General features: G+C 45.4%; 19 protein-coding genes. 1 reads left to right on the plus strand and 18 read right to left on the minus strand.

What is annotated here, in order from left to right; all coding sequences use genetic code 11:
* Positions 1-2 precede the first annotated feature (2 nt).
* From NSQ80_RS19120 to argC, 4 genes are all read right to left on the minus strand, one after another.
* A complete protein-coding gene (locus NSQ80_RS19120) occupies positions 3-1265 on the minus strand; it encodes an aspartate aminotransferase family protein (protein WP_323077924.1) in 1263 nt (420 codons plus the stop codon).
* 57 nt (positions 1266-1322) lie between these two features.
* A complete protein-coding gene (gene argB / locus NSQ80_RS19125) occupies positions 1323-2108 on the minus strand; it encodes an acetylglutamate kinase (RefSeq protein WP_009225373.1) in 786 nt (261 codons plus the stop codon).
* A 64-nt stretch (positions 2109-2172) separates the two neighbouring features.
* Complete coding sequence (gene argJ / locus NSQ80_RS19130; protein ID WP_339300414.1) at positions 2173-3408, minus strand: bifunctional glutamate N-acetyltransferase/amino-acid acetyltransferase ArgJ; 1236 nt, start codon at positions 3406-3408, stop codon at positions 2173-2175.
* Positions 3409-3448: 40 nt separating this feature from the next.
* Entirely contained in the window at positions 3449-4504 is a 1056-nt protein-coding gene (argC, locus tag NSQ80_RS19135; protein WP_323079143.1) for an N-acetyl-gamma-glutamyl-phosphate reductase, read from the minus strand.
* 232 nt (positions 4505-4736) lie between these two features.
* Here argC and NSQ80_RS19140 point away from each other — a divergent pair, with 232 nt between their 5' ends.
* Positions 4737-5462, plus strand: coding sequence for a PIG-L family deacetylase (locus NSQ80_RS19140; protein WP_339300415.1), 726 nt, complete (start codon positions 4737-4739; stop codon positions 5460-5462).
* Positions 5463-5495: 33 nt separating this feature from the next.
* On the opposite strand, the gene NSQ80_RS19145 is transcribed toward NSQ80_RS19140, so the two are convergent.
* From NSQ80_RS19145 to NSQ80_RS19210, 14 genes are all read right to left on the minus strand, one after another.
* A complete protein-coding gene (locus NSQ80_RS19145; RefSeq protein WP_339300417.1) occupies positions 5496-7832 on the minus strand; it encodes a fibronectin type III domain-containing protein in 2337 nt (778 codons plus the stop codon).
* Positions 7833-8056: 224 nt separating this feature from the next.
* Positions 8057-8941: a YitT family protein gene (locus tag NSQ80_RS19150; RefSeq protein WP_260071087.1), complete on the minus strand. Its 885-nt coding sequence runs from the start codon at positions 8939-8941 to the stop codon at positions 8057-8059.
* Positions 8942-9077: 136 nt separating this feature from the next.
* Positions 9078-10188, minus strand: a protein-coding gene (prfB, locus tag NSQ80_RS19155) for a peptide chain release factor 2 (protein ID WP_339300419.1) whose coding sequence is annotated in 2 segments (ribosomal slippage) — positions 9078-10115 and positions 10117-10188 — 1110 coding nt in all. Because the reading frame shifts where the segments join, the coding sequence is not laid out codon by codon here.
* A gap of 413 nt (positions 10189-10601) precedes the next feature.
* Positions 10602-13109: a preprotein translocase subunit SecA gene (secA, locus tag NSQ80_RS19160; RefSeq protein ID WP_339300421.1), complete on the minus strand. Its 2508-nt coding sequence runs from the start codon at positions 13107-13109 to the stop codon at positions 10602-10604.
* Positions 13110-13333: 224 nt separating this feature from the next.
* Positions 13334-13885 (minus strand): ribosome-associated translation inhibitor RaiA, encoded by a 552-nt coding sequence (gene raiA / locus NSQ80_RS19165; protein WP_009225366.1) that lies wholly within the window; start codon positions 13883-13885, stop codon positions 13334-13336.
* A 132-nt stretch (positions 13886-14017) separates the two neighbouring features.
* Positions 14018-14521 carry a VanZ family protein gene (locus NSQ80_RS19170; protein WP_339300423.1) on the minus strand — a complete coding sequence of 168 codons (504 nt, stop codon included), beginning with the start codon at positions 14519-14521 and terminating at the stop codon, positions 14018-14020.
* A gap of 191 nt (positions 14522-14712) precedes the next feature.
* Entirely contained in the window at positions 14713-14910 is a 198-nt protein-coding gene (locus NSQ80_RS19175) for a cold shock domain-containing protein (protein ID WP_009225364.1), read from the minus strand.
* 300 nt (positions 14911-15210) lie between these two features.
* Entirely contained in the window at positions 15211-16629 is a 1419-nt protein-coding gene (locus NSQ80_RS19180; protein ID WP_339300425.1) for a glycosyltransferase family 4 protein, read from the minus strand.
* Between the two features lie 14 nt (positions 16630-16643).
* Positions 16644-17300 carry a class I SAM-dependent methyltransferase gene (locus tag NSQ80_RS19185; RefSeq protein WP_339300427.1) on the minus strand — a complete coding sequence of 219 codons (657 nt, stop codon included), beginning with the start codon at positions 17298-17300 and terminating at the stop codon, positions 16644-16646.
* Positions 17301-17320: 20 nt separating this feature from the next.
* Positions 17321-19048 carry a glycosyltransferase family 4 protein gene (locus NSQ80_RS19190; protein ID WP_339300429.1) on the minus strand — a complete coding sequence of 576 codons (1728 nt, stop codon included), beginning with the start codon at positions 19046-19048 and terminating at the stop codon, positions 17321-17323.
* 16 nt (positions 19049-19064) lie between these two features.
* The gene (locus tag NSQ80_RS19195; RefSeq protein WP_339300431.1) at positions 19065-20963 is read right to left on the minus strand and encodes a glycosyltransferase; all 1899 of its coding nucleotides are present in this window, start codon (positions 20961-20963) and stop codon (positions 19065-19067) included.
* Between the two features lie 17 nt (positions 20964-20980).
* Positions 20981-22078: a glycosyltransferase gene (locus tag NSQ80_RS19200; protein WP_339300432.1), complete on the minus strand. Its 1098-nt coding sequence runs from the start codon at positions 22076-22078 to the stop codon at positions 20981-20983.
* 56 nt (positions 22079-22134) lie between these two features.
* Positions 22135-26361 carry an IPT/TIG domain-containing protein gene (locus tag NSQ80_RS19205; RefSeq protein WP_339300434.1) on the minus strand — a complete coding sequence of 1409 codons (4227 nt, stop codon included), beginning with the start codon at positions 26359-26361 and terminating at the stop codon, positions 22135-22137.
* Between the two features lie 16 nt (positions 26362-26377).
* Positions 26378-26716: a hypothetical protein gene (locus NSQ80_RS19210; RefSeq protein ID WP_339300436.1), complete on the minus strand. Its 339-nt coding sequence runs from the start codon at positions 26714-26716 to the stop codon at positions 26378-26380.
* Positions 26717-26721: the final 5 nt, after the last annotated feature.

Genomic DNA, 26721 nt, shown 5'->3' on the forward strand with positions numbered 1-26721 from the left:
GATTAGTTCCCCTCCTTGGAAGTATAAGCGGCGATGACGTCTGCCAAAATCGCTACGGCCTGGTCGATCTCTTCCTTCGACACCTTGAGGTTCGGCAACAGCCGAATGACCTCAGGGCCGGCGGTGACGAACAGCAGTCCATGTTGTTGTCCGAGCAGTACGATGTCGCCCACCGGTCCGGCGCACCCAATGCCGATCAGCAAGCCTTTGCCGCGCACTTCTTGGACGAACGGCTCGTCCTTAAATGTCTCCTTCAGGAGGCCCGTCAAATATTCGCCCATCTCCGCGGCATGTTCCGGAATCCGCTCCTCCTGCATCGTCTCCAGCGTGGCAATGATTGCCGACGTGACGATCGGATTGCCGCCAAATGTAGACGCATGGCTGCCCGGAGGAAACGCTTCGCGTAAATACTCTTTGGCCAGCATGGCCCCAGCCGGCAAGCCGCTGGCAATCCCTTTCGCCAATGTAAAAATATCCGGCTCGATGCCGTAATGCTGATGCGCAAACCATTTGCCCGTACGGCCCATGCCGGTTTGGACCTCGTCGATGATGAGCAGCAGCCCCTCTGCCTTGCACAGCTCAGACAGCTCTTGCACGAACGCCGGCTCCACCGGGTACACACCGCCTTCGGCTTGCACCATTTCCAGCATCACTGCCGCCGTTTGCGGGCCGATCGCTGCTTTCAGTGCTGGCAGGTCATGCAGAGGTACGGACTTGAAGCCTTCAGGAAGCGGTAGAAAACCGTCCTTGACCTTCTGCTGGCCGGTCGCGGTCAGCGTAGCCAACGTCCGCCCATGGAAGGATTGGTTGAACGTAATCATCTCGAAGCGGTTCGTTCCTTTCACCTTTTGATGGTAGCGCCGCGCCAGCTTGATCGCCGCTTCGTTTGCTTCGGCGCCGCTGTTGCAGAAGAAAACGACGTCCGCGCAGCTAATCTCCGTCAGCTTCCGCGCTGCAGCTTCCTGCTGCGGAATATGGAACAGGTTGCTCACATGCCAGAGCTCATCCAGCTGAGCCTTCACCTTGGCCGCCACCTTCTCCGGGGCATGCCCCAGGTTGGCGACCGCAAGACCGCTCATGAAATCAAGGTAGCGGTTGCCTTTGTCGTCCCACAGCCAGCTGCCTTTCCCTTTAACCAAATGAATCGGGTACCGGGCATAACTTGGGAACAACGCGCTGGGGCTGCTCCCTTCCGCCGCAGCTGCTACGGCGTTTGCTCCGGTGCCCGGAGCCGTTGTTGCTTCTTTCAGATCACTTTGCGCCATCGTTTTTTCCACTCCCATCTACTTAATTACTAATATAACCTTCCGACATCCGCTTCGCTACGCCATCCGCACGATTCGGGTACCGATGCGTTCCCCGGACAGCACTTTTCCGAGTACGCCCGGCTCGTTGCCGCCTACAATCACTGCTTCCTTGACACTGCCGCTGATGCAAGCCACGGCGGCGCGCACCTTCGGGATCATTCCGCCGTAAATTTCCCCGGTCGAAATCATATCCTCGATTTGCTGTACGGTAATGGAATCGAGTACTTTTCTTTCGGTTCCGGTCATTTTCAAAATTCCGGGCACATCGGTGACGACGATCATACGTGAAACACCCAATGCCGAAGCAACCGCTCCTGCGGCCGTGTCCGCGTTGATGTTATAACGTTGTGCTCCGCTGGCATCAATACCAACGGGCGCAATGACCGGAATGTAGCCGAGATCCAGTACGCCGCGGATCAAATCCGCGTTAACACCCGTCACATCCCCAACGAATCCGACTTCCTTGCTGTTCGCAACCGGCTTCGCCTGCAGCAAACTGCCGTCCACACCGGATAAGCCCAGCGCTTTCCCGCCATTCTGAGCGATGCGGCGCACGATCAACTTATTAATACTGCCGGCCAGCACCATTTCCACGACGTCCAGGACTTCATCCGTCGTATAACGCAGTCCGTCGACGAACGTGCTCTCAATCCCCAGCTTACCGAGGTTCTCCGAAATGGCTGGGCCGCCGCCATGGACGATCACCGGGTTTGCCCCTTCTTTTTGCAGCTTCACCAAGTCGGCAAAAAAAGAATTCGGCAGCTCCGCGAGCGTGCTGCCGCCACATTTCATCACAAACATTAGTCTGCCTGCTCCTTTCCGGAGTTCATCTCATCTGATAAATGATTTAGGATATGAATTCAAATTAAGTGCGATAAGCCGCGTTAATCCGGACGTAGTCATAGGTCAAATCGCAGCCCCAGGCGGTGGCTTCGCCTTGGCCGTTATGCAGGTCAACGGAGATGTTGATCGTGTCGCCTTTCAGGTAAGCAAGCGCCACATCCTCATCGAAAGGAACCGGACGCGAGCCCTCCAACACGACGATGTCCCCCAGCTTGATGTCCACCGTCTCTGGGTTGACCGGCTCTCCCGCACGGCCGACCGCAGCGATGATGCGGCCCCAGTTGGCGTCGGCGCCAAACACCGCCGACTTCACGAGGCTCGAGCCAACGATCGTCTTCGCGATCGCGCGAGCCGAGTTGTCGCTCACGGCGCCTTGGACCGTGACCTCAACGAGGCGGGTTGCTCCTTCCCCGTCGCGGGCGATCGCCTTGGCCAACGTCTCGCACACGTGGCGGAACGCCGCAGCGAACGCGTCCCAATCGGCGTGTCCGGGGGATAGCTCCCGATTGCCGGCCAACCCGCTCGCCATCGCCAGCAGCATATCGTTCGTGCTCGTATCGCCATCAACGGTGATCATGTTAAACGTCACGTTGGTCGTTTGCCCGAGCAGGCTTTGCAGCGCCTGTGGCTCAATCGCGGCGTCGGTCGTGACGAACGCCAGCATCGTGGCCATGTTCGGGTGGATCATGCCCGAGCCCTTGGCAGCCCCCGCGATCGTCACCTCGCGGCCGTCCACGTCAAGCTTCACGCACACCTCTTTCTTCACGAGGTCCGTGGTCAAAATCGCCTGGCAGAACTGCTCGGCCCCCTCGCCGTTCGCTGCCACCGCCGCCGGCAATCCAGCGATGCCGGCGCGGACGCGGTCCATCGGCAATAGCTCGCCGATGACGCCGGTGGAGGCTACGGCGACTTCGTGTTCGCCGAGCCCAAACGCCTCCGCCGCCGCAGCGCGCATCGCGTACGCGTCGGCTTCGCCTTGCGCGCCGGTGCACGCGTTGGCGTTGCCGCTGTTGACGACGACGGCCCGCAGCCGCTGCCCGCTGGACGCGACGCTCTCACGCGTCACTTTCAGCGGTGCCGCCTGGAAGACGTTCGTCGTATAAACAGCGGCGGCTACCGCCGGCACCTCGCAGAGGATTGCGCCGAGATCGTTGCGGGTCGTTTTCTTCAGACCGCAATGCAGCCCGCCGGCCTGAAAGCCTTTTGGCGTGGTGATGCTCCCCTCCGGCGCTGCACGAAATAAACTAACCACTCCCATGACGTACTCCTTTCACAAGCCTAAATAAGTTGATATCTCCCTATGGGTAAACCGGTGTGAACTTCAAGCCGGTCGTTTCCTCCCAGCCCATCATCAGGTTCAAATTCTGAATCGCTTGCCCCGCCGCGCCTTTGACCAAATTATCAATGACGGACACGATCGTCAGCCGACCTGTACGTGCATCCGCCGCAAAGCCGATGTCGCAAAAGTTCGAGCCGAACACTTCCTTGGTCGCCGGCCACTTGCCTTTGTCCCGGATGCGGACGAACGGACGTCCTTCGTAATATTGACGGTACAGCTGGATCAAATCTTCCTCTGTATAGGCGCCCTTCAACGTGGCGTACATCGTGCACATAATCCCCCGCGTCATCGGCGTCAGGTGCGTCGTGAACGTCACCGTGACCGGTTCACCGGTGATTTTCCCTAAGGTTTGCTCGATCTCTGGGATGTGCTGGTGCTTGTTGACCTTATATACTTTCATATTTTCATTGATTTCCGCGTAATGGTTTGTCAGGTTCATGCCCCGGCCCGCGCCGGATACACCCGACTTGGCATCGATGATGATGCTGCCCGGATCAATCCAGCCTGCACTCAGCGCCGGGATCAGACCAAGCAGCGTAGCGGTTGGATAGCAGCCCGGGTTGGAGACGAACTCCTTGCCTTTCACCTCATCGCCGTAAATCTCCGCCAAGCCATACACCGCCTGCTCAAGCAACGCTGCTGCCGGAGCCTCATGTTTATACCAAGCCTCGTATTCACGGCCGTCTTTGAGCCGAAAATCACCGGACAAATCAATAACCTTCAGTCCAACCTCCAGCAGCTGCGGCACCAGCTTCGTGCTGACCCCGGATGGCGTTGCGGTAAATACCACATCGACCTTCGTCGCAAGCTCCTCCGGATTCAAGCCGTCCAGCGGCTGAACGATGATCTCGGATAAATGCGGGAACCCGTCCGTTAAGGGCTCTCCCGCGCTGGAAACGGAAATCACCGAAGCGATCTCGACATGCGGATGTCCCCATAAAAAACGAATCAGCTCCACGCCCCCATACCCCGTGGAACCGACGATGGCTACTTTTATTTTCTCCCCGTTCACAATGCTAACCTCGCTTCCTCTCCCGATGAATCAAACCTATGAAATCAACAATATGCATAAATCCGTTATAAATATGTATTATTATACGTCTGAACTTATATAAATACAACAACTCTCACAAAAAATTTCCCCTCCCATCTCAGGCCTCTCTTTGGCCGCCCAACTTTTATGCAGGGGCTGAATCAGGTATATTTAGAAGGTGCTCATGTACCGCACTAAAAGGAGGAGAAGCACCATGTCGAACGAAAAAACGATCGCATTCGTATACGCTCATCCCGATGATGAAACATTTGGGTGTTCTTATTTAATCCGGCAAATCGCCGATGAAGGAGGCAAGGCGGTGCTGCTGACCGCCACCCGGGGAGACGCGGGTAAAACCGGTCGCTTAGGGGAATTGACACGCGAACAGTTAGCTGCCCGCAGGGATCAGGAGTTGGCCAAAGCCGCCGAGATCCTTGGCATCTCCGTTGTCGAGCAGCTGGGGCTGCCGGACGGCAAGCTGAAGGAGGCGGACCCGGCGATGCTGCGGGAGAAGATTGCCGACTTCTTGTGGCGCCATCAGGCGGAGGTCGTCGTGACGTTCCCGGAAGACGGCCTATCCGGACACCCGGATCATATCGTCATCCATCACGCCGTAAACGATGTCGTTTTTGGCGGCCAAGCGCCTACCGTGCAGAAATTGTATTATAACCAACTGGGATCGTATACTTCGGATCATTCCAGCGTGCTGCGCGTGGCGGCCGGCAACCGTTGGGAAGCCAAACGCCAAGCCCTGGCCGCCCATGAGTCGCAAATTTGGAGCGTGGAGCGGGTATTTGGCGTTTTAGGACCGCAGGTACCGCCGCATCACCAATTCGAGTCATTTGAGCTGATCTGGGAGCGGGGCGAACGGTATCCACAAAAAAACGAGCAGTCTATCTATGATGGGTTGGTCCGAACCATGAAAAAAAGCACGGGCTGAAGTGTTTACTTCAACCCGTGCTTTCTAACGTTATTAATATTCTTCTGGATATGGAGCAGGGTATTCCCCATCCTCCTCCGGCCCGCTCGTACTGACATCGTATCCATTCACTTCAAAAGTAATAATTTTATCAAAAAATACGTAGTCTTTGCGACTTTTGAACGGCCCCTTATTATTGTTGTGCTTATCAAAGGCATACATCACCGTTCCAACTCCATTTGCCCGGCCTTCGTACCAATTAATGAAGTCGTTTACCTCTGCCATAGACAGGTCGTACTCTTTCTCAATGCCGTTGTTTAAAGTAATCCGAAGCAGCGCCCGCTCTCCAGTCTGCCCAGGAGGAGTAACTACATCGGCTTTGGGTGTAGCAAATGCCTCGTTAGAATTGGCGCTTTCACCTGCCGTTCCAACCGCAGAGACGACATAATAATATGTCGTGCCATTTACAACATTAGTGTCCGTATAAGTTGTTGTGTTCCCCGGCACTGTGGCAATAGCCGTATACGGCCCGCCAGGAACCAGAGAGCGTTTCACAATATAACTCGTTACATTACTGCCAGAGCTTACCCAATTCAAAACAACTTTTTTATTCCCTGCCGATGCTGTCAAATTCATTGGTACATCGGTAGGTTCTCCGCCTTTGCCAAAGACGTTCCATTCGTAGACACTTATATTACTTGTACCTACGTTTTTAAGTACAACGGTCGTAACGTTTTGGATAGGGGTAGGAAGGGTTTCAACCTGGTCTTTATTGATAATTGTGTATTGCTGCAGCAGGTTATTATTAGCGTCATAAAACTCAATAGCCAGGTTATTGCCATTTGCGATCACCGAATCGATTTCCACCGGCGAAGAAAATGTATACCAAGCTACTCCCTTGGTAGTTAAGACGAATCTCGAACTTGTATTATTGTCTGTCAACTCACGCACGGTACTCGTCGGGGTCCCTACCGTATTACCCGCTTGAATTAACAATCCATCCAACAATCCACCCGTATATTTGGTTGCATCCGGTTTGATGCTTTTTTCCGCTGAATTGCCGCTTTCCCCAGCCTCATTCACCGCGCTGACTACATAATAGTAGGTCGTTCCATTGGTTACGGCTCGATCTACATATGTTGTGCCTTTAACATTCGCCAGTAAGCTGTATGGGCCGCCGGGGGATGTCGAACGCTTTACATTATAGGAGGCAGCTCCTGTGTTATCCCATTCCAATTTTACAATCTGATCTCCGCCCTGGATCCAGTTGATGGTTGTCACAAGTGGCGGTGCTGAAGGGTTTGTAAATACATTCCATTCATACACAGAAACGTTACTGCTTGATCCGTTCTTTAAAACAACCGTCGTCACATCCTGTACTGGGGTCGGGAGCGTTTGAATTCCGTCATTTTTGATAAGATCATATTTCTGCAGCAAGTTATTATTGGCATCGTAGAACTCAACAGCCAAAACGTTGCTGCTATTCACAATCACAGAATTGATTTCTACCGGTGAAGTAAATGTATACCAAGCCACTCCCCCAGTAGTTAAAACGAATCTCGTCCCCGTATTGTTGTCCGTTATTTCACGTGTTGTTCTCGTTGGAGTCCCAACTGTATTACCCGCTTCGATTAATAACCCATCTAACAATCCGCCCGTATATTTGGTTGTATTCGGTTTAGCACTTTTTTCAGACGAATCGCTGCTTTCCCCCGCCTCATTGACCGCACTAACTACATAATAATAGGTCGTTCCATTGGTGACGGCTTGATCTACATACGTTGTTCCTTTAATGTTCGCCAGTAAGGTGTAAGGGCCGCCAGCGGATGTTGAACGTTTTACATTATAAGAGGCAGCTCCTGTATGATCCCAATCCAATTTTACAATTTGATCCCCGGCCTGGATCCAATTGATGGTCGTCGCTGTTGGTGGCACGGAAGGGACCGTAAATACATTCCACTCGTACACATTGATATTGCTTGATGCACCTTTTAAAACAACAGTCGTAACATTCTGTACTGGAGTTGGAAGGGTTTGAATCCCATCATTGCTTATAACATTATATCTTTGCAGCAGGCTATTTTGATTATCATAAAATTCAATGATTCCTGCCCCACTACTCTTCAGCACGACAGAAGAAATTTCTACTGGGGAAGAAAAGGAATGCCATGCTACATTTGATGTACTAAGTATTCCTCTTGTCGACACATCGCCATCTGTCATTTCTGCAACCGTAGTCGTCGATTGCCCAACCGAAGCTCCAATCTCTATCAAAATCCCGTCCAATAATCCACCCGTAAATTGAGATGCCGCGTGGGTGGACGCGGGATATGTAATTGAGCCAGTTATAATACCAATCACAAGTGCAATGATGCCAATAAATCGTTTCAAAAGAATTCCTCCTATGAGAAATAATAACTATCAGGCCTGATGCTTAAAGGCTACCACTCACAGTACCGCTTGTCCAAACATAAATTCCTAGAATAGGATGAAAAATCTATATTTTCCTTAACGGTATTGTTTATGTAAAATTTCATTTTAAAAATAAAAAAATCCATAAGGACGGTCAGGTAGATCAAGCTACTTGTCCCACTTATGGATTACGCGGCATCTCTCTATGCTCTCTTAAACCCTTCCCCCAATACCTCATGTGCATTCGTGATGATGACAAAGGCATTGGGATCCAGCGTCTGCACCAAGGTCTTGAGCCGGGTGACTTCGCTCTGCCCTACAACGACCATCAGCACGGTCCGCGCATCGCCGGTGTACCCGCCGTGACCGTCCAGCTTAGTCAGCCCCCGGTCCAGGTGAGTGAGCACAGCCTGCGAGATCTCCTCCGTCCGGTCGGCAATAATGTAAGCGACCTTCGTGTAATTGAAGCCCAGCTCGATGGCATCGATGATTTTACCGGTGATGTACAGTCCGATCAGGGCATAGAGCGCTTTTTCCGGGGTCAGCAAAAATAACGCCAACACAATCACAATCCCGTCCATCATCACAACGCAAACGGAGAGGCTGAGGCCGCTGTATTTTTGAATAATTTGCGCCAAGGTGGACAGCCCGCCGGTGGATCCCCGGCCTCGGAACACAATACCGAGTCCTATCCCCACCCCGATGCCTCCATATAACGAAGCCAGCAACGGATCTGTCGTTGGTACGGGAATGTCCCGTGTCAAAAAGACGAAGAACGGCAGCACCACCGTGCCCAGCAGAGAACGGATGGAGTAGTCCCGCCCGAGCAGCACGTAGCCTGCGATGAACAGCGGGATGTTCAGGGCCCATTGGGTGTAGGCTGGTTCGATTCCAAATTGCGACTGAACGATGATAGATAACCCCGAGACACCGCCCGAGGCGATATGACTGGGGACCAAAAACAAATTAAACGCCAAGGCAGTGATCAGCGAGCCTACGATAATCATCAACGTATCCAGCGTATGGCGTATCGGACCGGTGACCGGAATATAGTCTTGAAATCGGCGTTTGCGAACTTTCGGCGGCATTGCTTCCCCTCCTTACTTGCATTTCATGAAATATGTAAAAATAGAAAAACCCACCCGTACCAAACGTGGCCAAGGTGGGTCGTATTTAGTAGCGGCTCGGGCGGGAAGGCACATCAAGGCGCTCCCGTCCCGCTGATTAGCTCTCCGTCTTAATCTGGCTGCGCAGATAACCGTCGATAAAAGCGTCCAGATCCCCGTCCATCACCGCGCCGACATTCCCCGTCTCCACGTTCGTCCGGTGATCCTTCACCATGCTGTACGGGTGGAACACGTACGAGCGGATTTGGCTGCCCCAGGCGATATCCGATTGCTCGCCGCGGATCTCATCCAACTCGCGTTGTTGCTCCTCGATCTTGCGTTCGTACAGCTTGGAGCGGAGCATCGTCATCGCCCGTTCTCGGTTCTTGATCTGTGAGCGTTCGTTCTGGCAGGTCACCACGATCCCGGTCGGGATGTGGGTAATCCGCACGGCCGAGTCGGTCGTGTTGATGTGCTGACCGCCGGCACCGCTGGCGCGGTACGTATCGATTTTTAAATCCTCATTACGGATTTCGATCTCCACGTCATCGCTGATCTCCGGCACGACGTCACAGGAGACGAACGACGTATGACGGCGTCCGGAAGCGTCAAACGGCGAGATCCGCACCAGCCGGTGAACGCCCTTCTCCGCCTTCAGGTAGCCGTAGGCGTTGTAGCCTTTGATCAACAGCGTAACGCTCTTGATCCCGGCTTCGTCGCCCGGCAGGTAGTCCAGCGTCTCGACCTTAAAGCCGCGTTTCTCCGCCCAGCGAGTATACATCCGCAGCAGCATTTGGCCCCAGTCCTGGGACTCGGTGCCGCCTGCGCCAGGATGCAACTCGAGAATCGCGTTCATTTTGTCGTACGGCTGGTTCAGCAGCAGCTGGAGCTCGAACTCCTCCAACTTCTTCACGAGCTTCTCTACGGAGTCTGCAACCTCCGCAGCCAGCGATTCATCGCCTTCTTCCTCGGCGAGCTCCGCCATCATTTCCAGCTCATCGTATTCGTTCTGCAGCGCCGTATACTGGTCCACCTGGGATTTCACCGCATTCATCTCCGCGATAATCCCTTGAGCTTTCTCATTGTCGTCCCAGAAATCCGGTGCCGCCATTTTCTCCTCATAGTTGGCGATCATCTCTTGCTTCAGATCTAAGTCAAAGAGACCCCCTAAGGTTAGTTAATTTCTTTGCGATTTCGCGCATGTCTTGTTTCACGTTCGCATCGATCATACAGTAGATCACCTTTCTTTGTAAAAGTTTATTTGTAGCTGCCACTTTGGTTTAAAGGTAACGCCCTTTTGTACCCTTATTCAACTCCCGGGCACCGAATTTCAAAAAATAAGGCCAAAATCTACCTTTATTTCATTCCTAAACCTGGAAAAACCCTGTTTTGAGCCATAGTCTGCAAAAATAAGGCCAAAAAACTCCCTTATTTACCAGACATCCGCCCAAAAAAGCAAAATAAGGCCCTTTTTTACCCCTATTTCGCCTGTGGCTGAACCAACGTCGAGGTGGCTACCTCGGATGAACCAACATCGGCGCGGCCGCTGCGGCCGAGAACAGGTTTTCCCTCCAAACGGAGCAAAAAGCGGGCAGCCTAAGGAAATCCTCAGGCTCCCCGCCGCACCCAGCTTATGCCGACATTACGCGTTTTGGCCGTGGCAGTGTTTATACTTCTTGCCGCTGCCGCATGGGCACAAGTCGTTGCGGCCGATCGTTTCGCCACGTTTGACTGGGCGTTTCTCTGCCGGCTCGCCGCTCGTGGTGATTTTGTTCTCATCCACGACCGCTTGGCGTTCCTGGTTCGTTTCGATCTGCGCCTTCATGATGTACGTCGCGACTTCCTCCTGAATGCTGGCGATCATCGCGTTGAACATCTCATAGCCTTCAAATTGGTATTCGCGCAGCGGATCGGTACCGCCGTATGCACGAAGATGAATGCCTTGACGCAGCTGATCCATCGCGTCGATATGGTCCATCCATTTGCTGTCGACCGCACGGAGAGCGATAACCTTCTCGAACTCCCGTACCATTTCCGGACCAATCGCTTCTTCGCGAGCGTTGTATTTCGTCAGGACGCGTTCAAAAATATACTCGACCATCTCATTCGGCTCTTTGCCCCACAGATCGTCTTTCGTAATGGCGCCTTCGTCCAGCAGCTTGCTGTTGACGTAATCGGCAATCTCTTGCAGTTCCCAGTTCTCCGGCAGCTCGTCAGCGGTATGGGCTTCAACCACCCGTTCGATGACCGGCTTGATCATATCGAGAACGATTTGCTTAATGTTCTCCGATTCCAGCAGCTCGCGGCGCTGTTTATAGATAATTTCACGCTGTTGGTTCATAACGTCGTCATATTGCAGGACGACTTTGCGCACGTCGAAGTTGTTGCCTTCTACGCGTTTTTGCGCCGACTCAATCGCGCGGGTGATCATCTTGCTCTCGATTGGTTGGTCTTCCTCGAAGCCCAAGCGCTCCATCATGTTCAGCACGTTGTCCGCGCCAAACCGCTTCATCAGTTCATCGCCCAGCGACAGGTAGAATTGCGTGGAGCCGGGGTCGCCTTGACGACCGGCACGACCGCGCAACTGGTTATCGATCCGGCGCGATTCGTGGCGTTCGGTACCTATGATATGCAGGCCACCTAATTCGGCCACGCCTTCGCCAAGCAAAATGTCGGTACCGCGGCCCGCCATGTTGGTAGCGATCGTCACGGAACCCGGTTCCCCTGCGTGAGAGATAATTTCGGCTTCCTCCGCATGGTATTTCGCGTTCAGCACCTTGTGCGGGATGCCTTTGCGCTTCAGCATCTCGGATACGCGTTCGGAGTTCTCGATCGAGATCGTACCGACGAGCACCGGTTGTTTTTTCTTATGGCGCTTAACGATTTCTTCGACAACCGCCTTGAACTTGCCTTCAACGCTCTTGTAAACGACGTCCGGCAAGTCGATACGACGGTTCGGCCGGTTGGTCGGCACTTGCAGCACTTCGAGGCCGTAGATTTTCTTGAACTCTTCTTCCTCGGTCTTCGCTGTACCGGTCATCCCGGCCAGCTTGCGATACATCCGGAAGTAGTTCTGGAACGTAATCGTCGCCAGCGTCATGCTTTCGTTCTGTACCTCGATGCCTTCTTTGGCTTCGATCGCCTGGTGCAGTCCGTCACTGTAACGGCGACCTTGCATGATCCGGCCGGTAAATTCGTCGACGATCAGCACCTCATCATCGGTCACAACGTAATCGACGTCGCGGCGCATGATAACGTTCGCTTTAAGTGCCTGCACCACGTGGTGGTTCAGAGTAACGTGTTTATGATCGTACAAGTTATCAATGCCAAAAGCGCGTTCCGCTTTAGCGACCCCTTTTTCGGTCAGCGAAACGGCCTTTACTTTAATATCAACGGTATAATCTTCCTCCGGCGTCAGCGTCTTCACGAAACGATCAGCTGCATAATACAGCTCGGTGGATTTCTGAGCTTGGCCGGATATAATGAGCGGTGTCCGCGCTTCATCGATCAAAATGGAGTCCACTTCATCAATAATGCAATAATACAGCGGCCGCTGTACCATCTGTTCTTTGTAGAGCACCATGTTGTCGCGCAGGTAGTCAAACCCAAATTCGTTGTTCGTGCCATACGTGATGTCGCAAGCGTAAGCTTCTTGTTTCTGCTCATGCTCCATGCCGTTGAGGTTCACCCCAACCGTCATGCCGAGGAAGTTGTAAATCTGCCCCATCTGCTGGCTATCGCGTTGTGCCAAATAGTCGTTGACGGTAACGACATGCACACCTTTCCCCAGGAGCGCATTCAAATAAACCGGCAGGGTTCCGACCAGCGTCTTCCCTTCACCGGTTTTCATCTCCGCAATCTTACCTTCGTGAAGCGCCATCCCGCCGATCAGCTGCACATCAAAGTGACGCATCCCCAGCGTGCGTTTCGAAGCTTCCCGTACTGTGGCAAAAGCTTCTGGCAACAGCTCATCCAGCGTCTCGCCTTTCTCGATCCGTTCCCGGAACTCGGCGGTTTTCCCTTTTAACTGCTCGTCCGAAAGCGCCTCAAATTGCGGTTCTAATGAATTAATATAATCGACCGTCTTCATCAGACGTTTGACATCACGTTCATTCGTGTCGCCAAATATCTTCTTTACTAATCCCAGCATGATTTACCCCTTTCACGCATAAACAGATGATTTGCCTAAATTGTAACAGTTTGTAAGGCACGCCGCAACACGCTCCGTCACGTCTGCATTGCGGTAAAGCGCCTTTGTATACGAATAAAGAGCCCTATCCGCGGGCGGATAAGGCTCGTTTCCTTTGCGTTAGTATCACAGGAATTACCACCTAGTTTGAAACAACTTGCCATGATTGCACGGAGTGCAGGGGGTTAATCCTGTTCAATCAAACCGTATTTGCCGTCATTGCGCTTGTAGACGACGTTAACTTCCTTGGTGTCGATGTTCGAGAAAACGAAGAAGTTGTGTCCTACCATATTCATTTGCAAAATCGCTTCCTCTACGTCCATCGGCTTCAAGGTAAAACGTTTCGTGCGAACCACTTCCAGCTCTTCCTCGCCTTCATCCAGCGCAACGGAGCCTGTGGTCGCGTCCTCTACAAAGAGGCTGTTCTTCACGCCCTTCTGGCGCAGCTTACGGTTGATTTTCGTTTTGTGCTTGCGGATTTGACGTTCAAGCTTGTCCACAACCGCATCAATGGATGCGTACATGTCGTCGCTGCGGTCTTCCGCACGGAGCACAACGCCGGTCAAAGGAATCGTTACCTCGACCGCGTGCAAGCCTCGTACCACACTTAACGTGACAGTACCGTCTGAGGTAGGGGGTGCATCAAAGTACTTGTCTAGCCGGCTGAGCTTCTTGTCTACGTAGTCACGCAAGGCCTCAGTCACTTCAATCTGCTGTCCTCGAATACTAAAATTCATAGGGCACTCCTCCTTTGCTTTGCACCTTTATTATACCATGACGTAAAGGCAAAGTAAAAAGTGTTAAAGGGCTGTAAACCATCGCGACATCCGTAAAAAGACATGCAGACGGCCGGCAAATTCCCCGCGTTTTCAAGCCCGGCGACGCTTCCCGGTTCTCCACCGGGATTTCAACAAAATCGTGAACGCCGCGCCGCATGCCGCCCCGATCGTATCCAGCAGCACGTCCTGCACCATCGCCGTCCGCCCCGGCGTAAAGCTCTGGTGCAGCTCATCCGTGCAGGCATAGAGGAACGCGATCAGGATCGCGAAGAGCAGTCGCCGATTGGAGCGCCCACAACCGCCTAAGGCGTAAACCAGGAATGCCGCCAGTAAAGCATAACTGCCGAAATGCGCCGCTTTGCGAATAAAAAACTCGATGAAGCTCGCCCCGCCCACACTGTCCACACTGATTTCATAGTCACCATAGCTGAACCGGATCCCGCCGAATCGATTCTCAATCCACTGGTCCGAGGTGCTCTTCTCAATTTCCGGCACCAGCGACTGCTCCTCATAAGACTGCGAAGAAAACCCAAAAAGAATCGCCATCATTGCGATCGCCGGCAGCCAGCGCAGCCAAGGCCGAAGGTTGTGCAAGGGAGGTCACCTCATTCGTTTGCGAACTCATTCATTTTACGAAATTATAACATAAGAAAAACGTCTATCGACGCACATTCAAGTAGACAGAATATCATAAGAAAACCCCGGGTTTCCCCGGGGAATTGCTAGCGAATCTTTAATTGTTAACCATCGTACCGTTCATATGTAGGTCGGCTGTGCCGGGATGATTACAGTTTGATTACGTTAGCGGCTTGTGGACCACGTGCGCCTTCAACGATTTCGAACTCGACGGATTGGCCTTCTTCCAGCGTTTTGAAGCCTTCAGCTTGGATCGCGGAGAAGTGTACGAATACGTCGCCGCCTTCTTCAGTTTCGATGAAACCGTAGCCTTTTTCTGCGTTGAACCATTTTACTTTACCTTGCATGCACTAACATTCCCTTCATTATCAAATAAGAGTGTGATCCTTGTAACCAAGCCCCACACGTCTGACTATACCACCCAAGGTTATCCAGTGTCAATTGCCAAGGAAAAGGTTTTACTGTAAGGAATTTGTAATTTTATGTCGAAAAAGCAAATTAAAGGGCAGTAAAGTTTCTAATCTTTGAACTACCCAGAACAACTATCGTTGAAACTTTGGATAATGTCATAATTCGATTATCTCTGTTTCCAATTGTCTTAGTTGATATACATTCTTCCCGGAACATTGATTAAAACCATTCTATATTTATCTTTTAGATAAATACTCCAGAAGTTCGTTCTTAATATTCACTCCGGCCTGGTGTAAATCTGGATAGTGATCTTTAATGAGGTTAATTACGATACTATAAGATTCGTACAAATTCTGTCGATAACCAACACCAAATCTAACCTTTGAGAAGTCTAAAATTTCTTTAATCTGATTAGTATCATTCAAGATAGTTAAGAATATCATTTTTAATACTTTAGCACTAAACCCATAAAGTATAAAAGGTGTAACATGCTTTTTCTGGTAATTAGTAATTGTTGCTTCATAGCAAGAAAGCAATTTTGGTACCACATTCCTTGCTGCAAATGTTTTTGATCTTTCATATGCTAGATCTCGGTATTCATTAGTTCTCTCGTTGGAACTAAAAATCTCTAATATCCCCTCAACTAAAGCATTACTATTTTGCATCGGAACTAACCTTCCCCACTGTCCCACCACTTCCTTAAGACCGCCCACTTCGCTAGCAACCACTGGTGTCCCCATAGTAAATGATTCAATCGCTGTGAAAGATGAAGTTTCAGTATGCGTTCCTTTTTTTATTGATGGAATCACACATAAGTCTGCCGCAGCATATAAAGATGACATGACTTCATTCGATACAGGTTGAATAACTTTTATTCGGCTTTGAAGATTACGTTTTTCAATCTCTTCTTGCAATTTAGTTTTTCCATTATCAATCAATAAAAGTGAATAGTTGTTCGGCAACAATAACATAGCATCTAGTAAATACTCTATTCCTTTTATTAATTCAAATCGGCTTGGGGAAAAAAGCAATATTTGATCTTCTCTTACTGACAACTGTTTTCGTACATCACTTAATGTAATTTCTGAAAAACTGTGATGTAAAAAATTCGGGATGTGTACAATATTGGCTCGATCATTTATACCTTTTAGATAGTCGACTAGCTCTTCTCCGACACTAACCACTGTATCCAATTCTTTTAATGCGAACCACTCGCATTTTCTCCAATATCTGTACTCTATTGAATTATATTCAATATGGCCGTGATTTACCTCTTCATCAGGAACGTGGCCATGAACAGTCAAAATAATAGGAATATTACGTTCCTCTGCTAAAACTTTTATTTGTTGGTATGTAATAACGTCATGGCAATGGACGATATCGGGCGTTGCTTCACTAAGTTTTAGACGAAAATTCATCTCTAACCGTACTGCCCAAGTTTCTATAATGTCTACTGATAAATTATTGGGATACCGATTAAAAAGTTGTTGATTTGTATTGATTACAATATTAGATAAGTGCTCTGTAATTTCGCCATTTGGGGTTACCCATTCGACATTGTGGCCTATCTCAATTAGTTGTCGCGTCAAAGCCTTTATATGAGTTGTAATACCACCATTTCCATGAGCATCTAATGCCGCTATCCAAATATTCATATCTTTTCTCCTCACTAGAATATATCCATATATTTGCATTTTTCAAAGAGAATCACTTCTTCTCTAGTTGCCGAAACAGAAACAGTAGGTTCTAAAAAGTTATTATTAAGCGGAATCTTTGAATACAGCATTCCGCCCATATAATTAAATTTCTTCAGTATCTCGTGATCTGTTATAACCTCAAAACCTCTTTTTACAAACTCTTCATTCCACCATGATTTGGGGTATAAGGTTACATGTGTCTCATCTAAATCCCAAGGGTCATAAAAATGAGGCATCTTTAAAAATACTGTGTCCCCAAGACGCGCTAATTCATCAATTGCAGTAAACACTTCAGGTTCTGGAATATGTTCCAAAATATCAAAAGCTACAACTAATTCAAATTTCTCATTAAATGGAATGCTTGTTGCACTTGAACATCTCACATACTCCTTAGCTAGTTCATCCGCATTTTCGATCGCATAACTACTTATGTCAACTCCTTTGGCATTAACGCCAAGTAATCGTAACGAACGAACTAAGTATCCCTTGGCACACCCTACATCCAATAATGTTTTTGGATTGAGATATTTTTTTATATCGTAAGCCCATTGAATAAACCGTGTATCATATTGATAAGAAGAATAGTTGCTGTTTCCACTATAATATTTTTCATCATACTGATTAGTCATACTCTTTCCACCTTGTTATATTATATTTTTACTTTTTGAGATAAATTATAAAAACACTCATTTTGATCAATTGCATCTCCTATAATCTGGATACTAGTTATCAGTTTATTACTATCATGATAGCCGTTAAGTAGATTGATCTGGAGATTTAAATAAAGTAGATCAGTATTATGAGGGTATAACTTAATGGCATCTGAAAGAAGTTGGACAGCCTCGGCATCACGTTCCTGTTCAATTAAACAAAGTATTAACCATTTTAAGATTACTGGTTTCCATGTTTCATCTGAGGTCGAGTAAGCACCAGTAAAAAAATCGATTGCTAGGTCGTAGGATTTCGATAAAAGATAATTAATTCCTTTCCCCAAATAAATAGCATCCAATGCATTAACATTACCTATTAAGGGCGCAAAAACTCTAACAAAGCTTCCATTATTTCGGTTTTTTCGACAAGCAGCCAATTCCCATCTTATAATAGGATGATCCTCCAACCAGTTATAAATTACGGGCAAGTAAACTCTATCATCAGGCACTTGATTTAAAGCTTGCTTGAACTTTAAGTAGCCATCATTATCAATAAAGGCACCAATATCAGCCTTTATCTCCCATTCACCGGACGAATTTTCCAAATCATATTCTGAAACATGTTGCAAGAAAGTATCTAAATGGGAAATAATATTCTTCCAGTCATACTGCTGAGCAGTTTTTAAACCATTGAACATTAGCTTTTTGCGCAATTCATTATCTTCTATAAGGGTTTGCATTTTAACGACTAAATCATCAATATCACCGAATCGAGTCAACAATATATTGAAGTTATTAATTCCATATTCTAATACACCGCTATTATCCGTGGAAATAACGGGGCAACCAGAAGACATTGCTTCTAAAACAGGTAATGAGAACGTTTCATATTCTGAAGCCGATACATAAAAAAGTGCATTTCTGAATAGCTCTGCGATCTCTAACTGTTTTGGGTTAACAAAAATTTTATCCGCAACACATTTCCACCCTTCACTTGGTTCCTTTGGATTAATCCAATATAGCTTCAGATCAGGATATTTTTCATTTATTTTACTAAACGCTTTAACGATCGTAGGAATACCTTTAAATGAAATATTTTCGTTTCCCATCATTAAGATATATTTTTGATTATTAGAGGAAGGGTGATCTATTGGCTTAAAAATACCATGATCAATTGCGTTAGGTATAACAATAGCTTCTCGTTCATAATTATTTTTAATTAATAAAGATGCTTGGTTTGAAACAGTCATGACAAATTGCGGCAAATCAAATTGAACTTTAACAAAAGAGCGTATTTCTTCTGATAAACGTTCAATATGGAATAGATGCTCATCACCTTGCTCAAAATAAACTACAGGAGCAATACCAGTTTCAATACATGCCTGGATATGATCCCAATAAGTTGCTACAATAACGTCACATTGAGGAATTCCTTGTGCTAGTTCAATTCCAAAAGGTACTTGACGATAATCAGCATATATAGGATACCAGTCCGGTTTAGGAAAGTGTGAAATTACATAAACTTCCCATCCTAACTCTTTCAATCGATTTGTGTGTTCGAAAATAATTTTTACTCCACCGCAAATACTAACATGAGTCATAACATAAGTAACGCTTGGCTTCCTATTTCGATTTTTTTTTGAGCGTTTTTCTAATTTTTGCGGTTTAGCTAAATTTACTCTTTCAAGTCTATTTAACAGTTCTCTCTGTCTTAAAGCTGCTATCATTCAAAGTCCACCATTCTTATTCAAAATTGACCCCGCTTTTCAATTGTGACGCCCAATTAGACATTGGATAAAGTCTTTCTATTTTTTCTAGAAGCTCAATTTCGCCTTGTTTATCTAACTCACTAATAGTTCTCCATTGTTCAAACAATATCGTATAATCAACTTTAATTTGCTCAGCCCTTTTAAAATAATAAAGTGCATCATCAGGATGTCCCAGTGCTCTTAGTGATTTAGCAGCAGTTATAAATATTTTTCGGTTAAGTTCCCTGTGATTGCTTTCTACTAATACTTCTAGGGCTAGTTCATTAAAACCGAACGACTGTAAGCTCTCTGCTATGATGAATCTTAGCTGTGGGTTATTCGTTGAATTAATTAATTGATCTAAGATTACATAATATTGAAACTGAATTGAATCCACGACAAGTTGCCTCCAAAGAGTTAGCAACTTTTTACTTGTTGGTACTTTTGATATTTTCCCCTCTACAACCATTTCTCTCAACCATTTATATTCTTGGGATGAGAGTTGCATTTTAATACGGAAACGGTCCATTAAATCATATTTCCGAGTTAAAATTATTAATAATAATAGATTATTAATTAAAAAGGGATCCTCTTCTTTCGATGCATCTATTTTATTCATTAACTCGGATATTGCTTGTTCATAGTTTCCAGAAATAATATTAATTAACGTCGAAACAGGGTAATAGACGTCCATGTTAAAATATGATATGAATTCTTTTAGTAATGGATTTCTCTGTTTATACAAATACCCCACAAATTCAGTATATCTTTGAACTGAAAATGGCCATAATTTATTAATGGTATTAAACAAGTCCTTACTGTTTGCGTTTGGATAAAGTGACAAAAATATATCAAATAAGGCTAATGTATCTGGCGATTCTTTTACAGCTAAAACAATGTAATTTAATGCTTCATTCGTCTTATCCAGATACAAGCAAATTTCGGCCAATTTTGCACGAGCTAAATAAGACCCCGTTCCGTCATAGTGCTGAACTAACATATGCGAGTTCTCTTCACCAATTTCTAGACATTTCAGAAAACAAAGTTCTGCGTCCTTATACATGCCCCATTCCATATATGTCAAACCTTTTTGATACCAAAAATCAGGGTATTCTTTATACAATAGAACCGCATCAGCTCCTATTTTTATCGCTTCTTCGTATTGTCCTAATGACTGTAAACATTTCATAATATCCAGCACTACTTTTTGAGAAAAAGCAAAATGACTTCCAAGTGAGTAAGACTTTTTTAAAGCAGTTAGCGCCTCTGAATACCTCTCTTCAATTAAGTATTGCATCCCGAGATTATAATAATTAAACGCTGTGGGTTCTTCTTTAATTGCTTTTATAAGAATGTTCAAATTCCTCTGAATTTTGTTCTTTTCATTCACAATATGAGTCTTATATCCTTCATGAAGGATTACCAACGAGAGATGACCATACTTATGATTATTGGGATCGTATGAAACTTGTTCATGCAAGGCACCACGATATCGTATTTCTGGAGAATTCTTAAAGAGTCTAATAAAATGATGAGATAGGTATTGACCGGATCCGAGATCATTCTTAATACGGATATAGTAAAAATCCTTATCGAGATTTTTTTTAAGTTCATTTTCTGGATCGTCAAGTATTTCGTCAGCATCCATGTGAAGAATATAGTCAGAGGTTGCAAAGTTTAAAGAATAGTTTCTTGCAGCTGAGAAATCATTTATCCATTCAAAATCATAAACCTGATCAGTATATTTCCTTGCAATCTCTTTTGTGCAGTCGTTTGAACCTGTATCTACAATAATTATCTCATCAACTTTTCCTTGTACGCTTTTCAGACACCGTTCTAAACATTTTTCCTCATTTTTGACTATCATACACAATGACACAGATTTATTCTTCATTCTTATCGGGTCCTTTCTCAGAGGTTGTGTTTCAAGCGTTTTAGAGCCGGTTCATACCCACTTTGACTGCTTAACTCGTAGTAATATCGTGATAAATCTAGGTTGTTAGTTAATTCATAATATAAGCCTAAATTGAAAAATGCTTTAAAAGAACCGACTCCTCTCACCGTCTCATATTTTAAAGATGACGGTTCACCTAACTCAACACAATGTTTAAAAATGTTCGGTATTTCTTTAAATGCATTCAAATTTTTTACTTCAATTAATCCAACACCGTACATAAAATATAAATCGGTATAATCAGGGTAAATTTCAATAGCCAAATTATAGTAAAACAGCATTTCGTCAAATTTCCGTAAGAAGATACAACAATATCCTAATAACAAGAGTGCATTACTCAAAAAAATACGTCTGTTGGTATTGATTTCAATTTCAACACATTCTTGAAAATACTGTTTAGCAAGAGTATATTCTTTTTGACTGTAGTAAGTTTTTCCGATTTGATATAAAACATAACTTTTATCATCACGCTCTTTTAGTTCTTTAATCAATAATTGCCTGTTACGGTCATATTTGTTTTTTTTCTTAATTTGTAAAGGAGTGTATCCTATATGATTTATTTTGATCAGGGAATCAATTATTGTATGAATAGGTTTACCATGGAAGGTTAACTGCTCGTGTATTCTACCCTCGTAGCGATAGCGGGCATCATTTGGGAAAATACGTGTTATTGACGAAATTGATTTATCGCCCGTTAATGTTTCACTCATTATGGATACAGCCCCTGCAGAACCTTCGTTACTTTCTAAATATCGGAACAAGTCTTGCATCTCACAAAGTTTACTATCCACTATCACCTCATCAGCATCCAAAATTAATATAAAAGGATGACTCGCTAGTTGAATCGAATAATTTCTTAGATCTGAAAAGTTATCATTCCATTCCTTATACGATACTCTTGCACCAAGCTTGCGAGCAATTTCAGGAGTCCCGTCGGTTGAGCCAGTATCTACGACTATCATTTCTTTAACAAGTGGATTCGCTGAAAGAAGTGTCTTTTCAATCAGATCCGCTTCGTTTTTCACTATCATACATAGAGACAAACCCTTCATCATAATAAGAACCTCCAGAAAATAAGGAGCAGGCGTCCCCGCCTACTCCTATTTGTAACTCAATTATAAGTATACCCGTCTTCTAAAATTACAAACTGACCATCACTGTTAACAACTTTTATGTCAACGGCCTCTGGAACTGTTCCCGCAGGAACCCTAGCTCTAACCTCTCCAGTGGAATAAAACAATGTTTGAACACTAATATCATTAATATACACCTTTGTAGCTCCTTCAAAATTAGTCCCTTTGATTGAGATAAAGGAGCCTCCCCCCAACGGACCTGAATTAGGAGTAACACTTGTTATTGTCGGAGCAGGTTTTTTAGGGGGTTCTTCATAAACAAAGCCTCCTACAGCCTCGGCAAATTGCCTATCTTTATTTACTACCTTAACATCAATCGGGCCGCTTGTAGTAGATGCTGGAACTAGTCCTCTGACTTCGTTAATACTATAAAATAATGTATTAACTTGTACATTATTTAGCCATACTTTCGTGTCGCTATCAAAATTAGCCCCTTTGATAATGATGTAATATCCACCTGTCATTTGACCCTTATTAGGAGTAATAGAAGTAATGACAGGTGCAGGCGGTAATGGAGGAGAATTATAAGTAAAACCTCCAGACACTGTCACTTCTTGACCATCGCTATTCACTACTCTAACATCTACTATCCCAGGTTGTGAAGCCTGCGGCACTTTAGCCCGTATTTCACTTGTTGAATAAAAAAGTGTTTGAGAGGCTACGTTATTAATGTAAACCATAGAGGTCGAATTGAAATTCGAACCTTTTATGACTATATAGTATCCCCCTATCATTTCTCCATTATTTGGAGTAATTTGAGTAACTGTAGGTGGAGGTGGAGCTAAATAAGTAAAACCATTTACCATAACAGCTTCTTGACCATCACCATTTATAACTTTTACAGTAACTGGACCAGTCGCTGAGTTGGCAGGAACCAGCACTCTAAGCTGTGTTTTTGAGTAAAATGTAGATCCTACGAGAGAATCGTTAAAGTATACTTTGGATGTGGTGTTAAAGTTTTCACCATTAATGAAACTATAATATCCTCCTGTTAACACACCATTATTTGGCGATAAGGAAGATATGGTTGGACCTGGTGGAAGTGGTGGTGCAACATATTTGAATGCACCTGCTGCGATTGCGGACTGACCATCCGAGTTCAAAACTTTAACATCCACCACTTTTTCAATAGACGAAGCTGGAACTAAACCTCTTAATTCACTCGTTGAATAATATAGAGTTGAAACTGGTTGATTATCAATGTGAATTTTAGAGGTACTAGAAAAATTAGATCCTTTAACAATAATATAATAACCGCCATCAATCTTCCCTTCATTTGGTGTTACTGAAGTAATTGTTGGAGCTGGCGGAGGTGGCGGGGCCAAATAGGTAAAAGCATCTGTTGCAACGAATTCTTGGCCATCCGAATTGACAACCTTCACATCGACAGTTCCAGCAACCTGAGCAGGAGGTACCGTCAACCGAATTTCTGAACTTGAATAATACGTTGATTGGACAATAGAGTCATTAAAGTAAAGCTTTGCAGTTGAGTCAAAGTTACTACCAAGAATCCTAACTATATATCCTCCTTGTAACGCACCTTCACTCGGGGTCACAGTAGAGATAACTGGGGCTGCCTTTGGTGGTGGAGCAAGATACGTAAACGCATCAGCTGCAACAGCCTCTTCCCCACTCAAATTAACCACTTTCACATCAACTGTACCACTAACAGTCGACGCTGGAACAGTTGCTCTAAGTTCTTTGCTGCTATAAAAAAGGGTTGGAGCCGCAATATTGTTAATGTATACTTTTGACGTTCCCTCGAAGTTAGTTCCTTTTATAATTACTGTAATACCGCCTTTCATTTCACTCTCATTAGGAGTAACAGAAACGATAGTAGGCAATGGCGGTGGTGGCGGAGCAAGATATTCGAAAGCTTTTACTAATATGGACTCTCTACCATATTTATCAACTACCTTGATATCTACCTTGCCAGGAGTTGTTGCTTTTAAAGTGGTGATTATAATATCCGTTCCACTATTCGATTTAATTGGAACATTTGCATTATCAAGATAGACATTAGTAACTAATCCAAGATTCTTACCTGTTATCTTGACACTAGTTCCGCCACTTAAAGGCCCTTCAATCGGGCTTATTTCTGTTAGTTGGGGAGCTGCAGGTAAGGTATATGCAAATCCATCTGTTACAGTTGCTGCTTGAGCGTCCGGATTAACTACTTTAACATCAACAATATCTTGATCTGCCCAGCTTGGAGTTCTTACCTTGAGCTGTGTTCCGGAGTAGAAAATAACTCCAGTTAGTTCAACATTATCAAAAAATACTTTAGCCCCATTTTGAAAATATTCTCCTCTTATATCTAACATAAGATTACCCGTAACTTCCCCTTGGTTTGGGGTGACACTTACGATAGATGGGGCCGGGTAGACATATTGATATCCAGGATTAAGAACAGTTTCTTGTCCATCGGGATTTACTACCGTAATTTTTACATTTTCAGCAACGGCCCAAGTGGGTGTTGTTGCTTCAATTATTCCACCTGAAATTACCGATGACGAAATTAATGTATTATTAAAATAAACTTTTGCTCCACTAAGAAAATTATTACCTTTAATGTTTATCTTTTCTTGACCAAGTGTTAGTCCTTTAGCAGGTGTTACACTTATAATTTCTGGTGCAAGTACATACGAATATCCATTCGGAACAACAACGAATGTCCCATCAGGATTTTCAATTGTAACATCAACTGAGCCTGCTGCAGAAACTGCAGGGGTAGTCACAACAATCTGTTTCGGGGAAACAGAAATAACTTCTCCTGGCAAATCACCAAATTTTACAATCGCTCCCGGAAGGAAATAATCTCCGATGATTGTGACCTTTGTTCCTCCTGCCAAGGGGCCGATATTCGGTTGAATTGAAGTTACAACAGGATTTGCGATATATCTATAAGAAGCAGTAGCATATTGAGAATCTGTATTTATTACCTTGACTACTACCTCTCCTTGTGTACCCTTCGGCGTTGTTACAATCAATTTCGTAGAATCAACATATTGGACTGATGTAGCAGGAGTATTACCGAAAAGAACTGATGGATTTGGGAGAAAATTTTTACCGTTTATGATTACATTTTCACCACCAACAATTGCTCCCTTATTTTCAACTATTGATGTGATTTCCGGTGCAGGGTATTTAACATTAATAGTTGGATGTGCTACAGTGAATTGACGCTGAGAACCTGCATAATCCTTATAGGTGACATTGATGTTCGCCCCACCTACAGACAGATTACCAACTCTAGATCCTGGCTTATGTCTAATCTTATATGTAAGGGTAAGAGTTTCCTCTTTTAGCTCATTAAACTTAAAGGTAACAGTATTTCCGTTTATAACAGGCTGTGGGATATTATGTGTATAGGAATCAGGTACGATTTCGAACTCCGGTCCTATTGTATCGGTTACCGAAACATCATAGGCACTTGCTACCCCTATTTCGTCAACAATAGCCTTATAAATTTCGGTAAGTCCTACTGAACCTAGTACAAAATGATGGTGATGAGCTGTAGTGGCCATCTCCTTCATCAATTGGTTTGGGGCACTAGTTTCAGGATCTTCGTTGGATTTTAATAGGGCAATTGTATAAAAGACAATTCCTTCATCTTTAGCAAGTCCAGCTTGTTCCAGCGCTTTAACACGTGCAGTTTCAGGATTAGTTGGCTCTGTAGCTTCACCGTCAGTCAGTAATAGGATTACAGGCTGGGCATCAGTTCTATGGTTGCTTAACAGCTCACGTGCCTTTTCAATAGAACTTTTTGTGTTAGTACCACCACCTGCTTGTATTCCATTAATGTAGTTTTTCAAATCATTTGGGTCAGACGATAGACCTTTATATTTCACATCACTCGAGAAGTCTACAATACCAATTCGGTGCTTGCTAAAGTCGACCAAATCAATGAATCCTTTGGCCGCATTTTTAGCATTAGTCATTTTGTCTTCGCCGGAGACCATACTTCCAGAACGGTCAATGATCAAAATAATATCATTAGGCTTTACAAAATTAACATCTCCTGAACCTGAAACATCCAGTCTTACTTCAGCTTCTCCCCCCTCAATAATTGCAATAGGATTCACTGTCTTGTTAATTTGGACGGCTTCATTCCCTGATGCAATTGCATTTGTCATTGGAAACTGCACGAAGATGAGGACAGCAGCTAGAAGTATTAACATTCCTTTGGTTATGGGGAACTTCATAAACTAAACCTCCTTTTTATTTTTTATAATCTAGGAAAAAAGCATCCATACCACTTTCGTAATTGGATACTTTTCCATATTGATACTTAGCACGTTTTTTTTTATTAAAGACGGAAATAGTTTCTCCAAGACTTTCTTTTTCTAATAGAATTATACTTATTACGTGATCATGTAATTGTTTGAGTTCAAGTATTTTCAAGTGGTCGACATTACCGAGATCTTGTTGTTTCAGTTCGTCAAACAGAGCCCCTATTTCATTCTCTCTTGATTCATAACTTTCAAAAGAAGGGGCTTTCAGAAACTCTCTATAAAGCGAGAGGATCTGATCGATAGTCGTTTCAGGTGTGTTTGTCATTTCAC

Source organism: Paenibacillus sp. FSL K6-2441, from assembly GCF_037964765.1.
Classification (GTDB): Bacteria; Bacillota; Bacilli; order Paenibacillales; family Paenibacillaceae; genus Fontibacillus; species Fontibacillus phoenicis.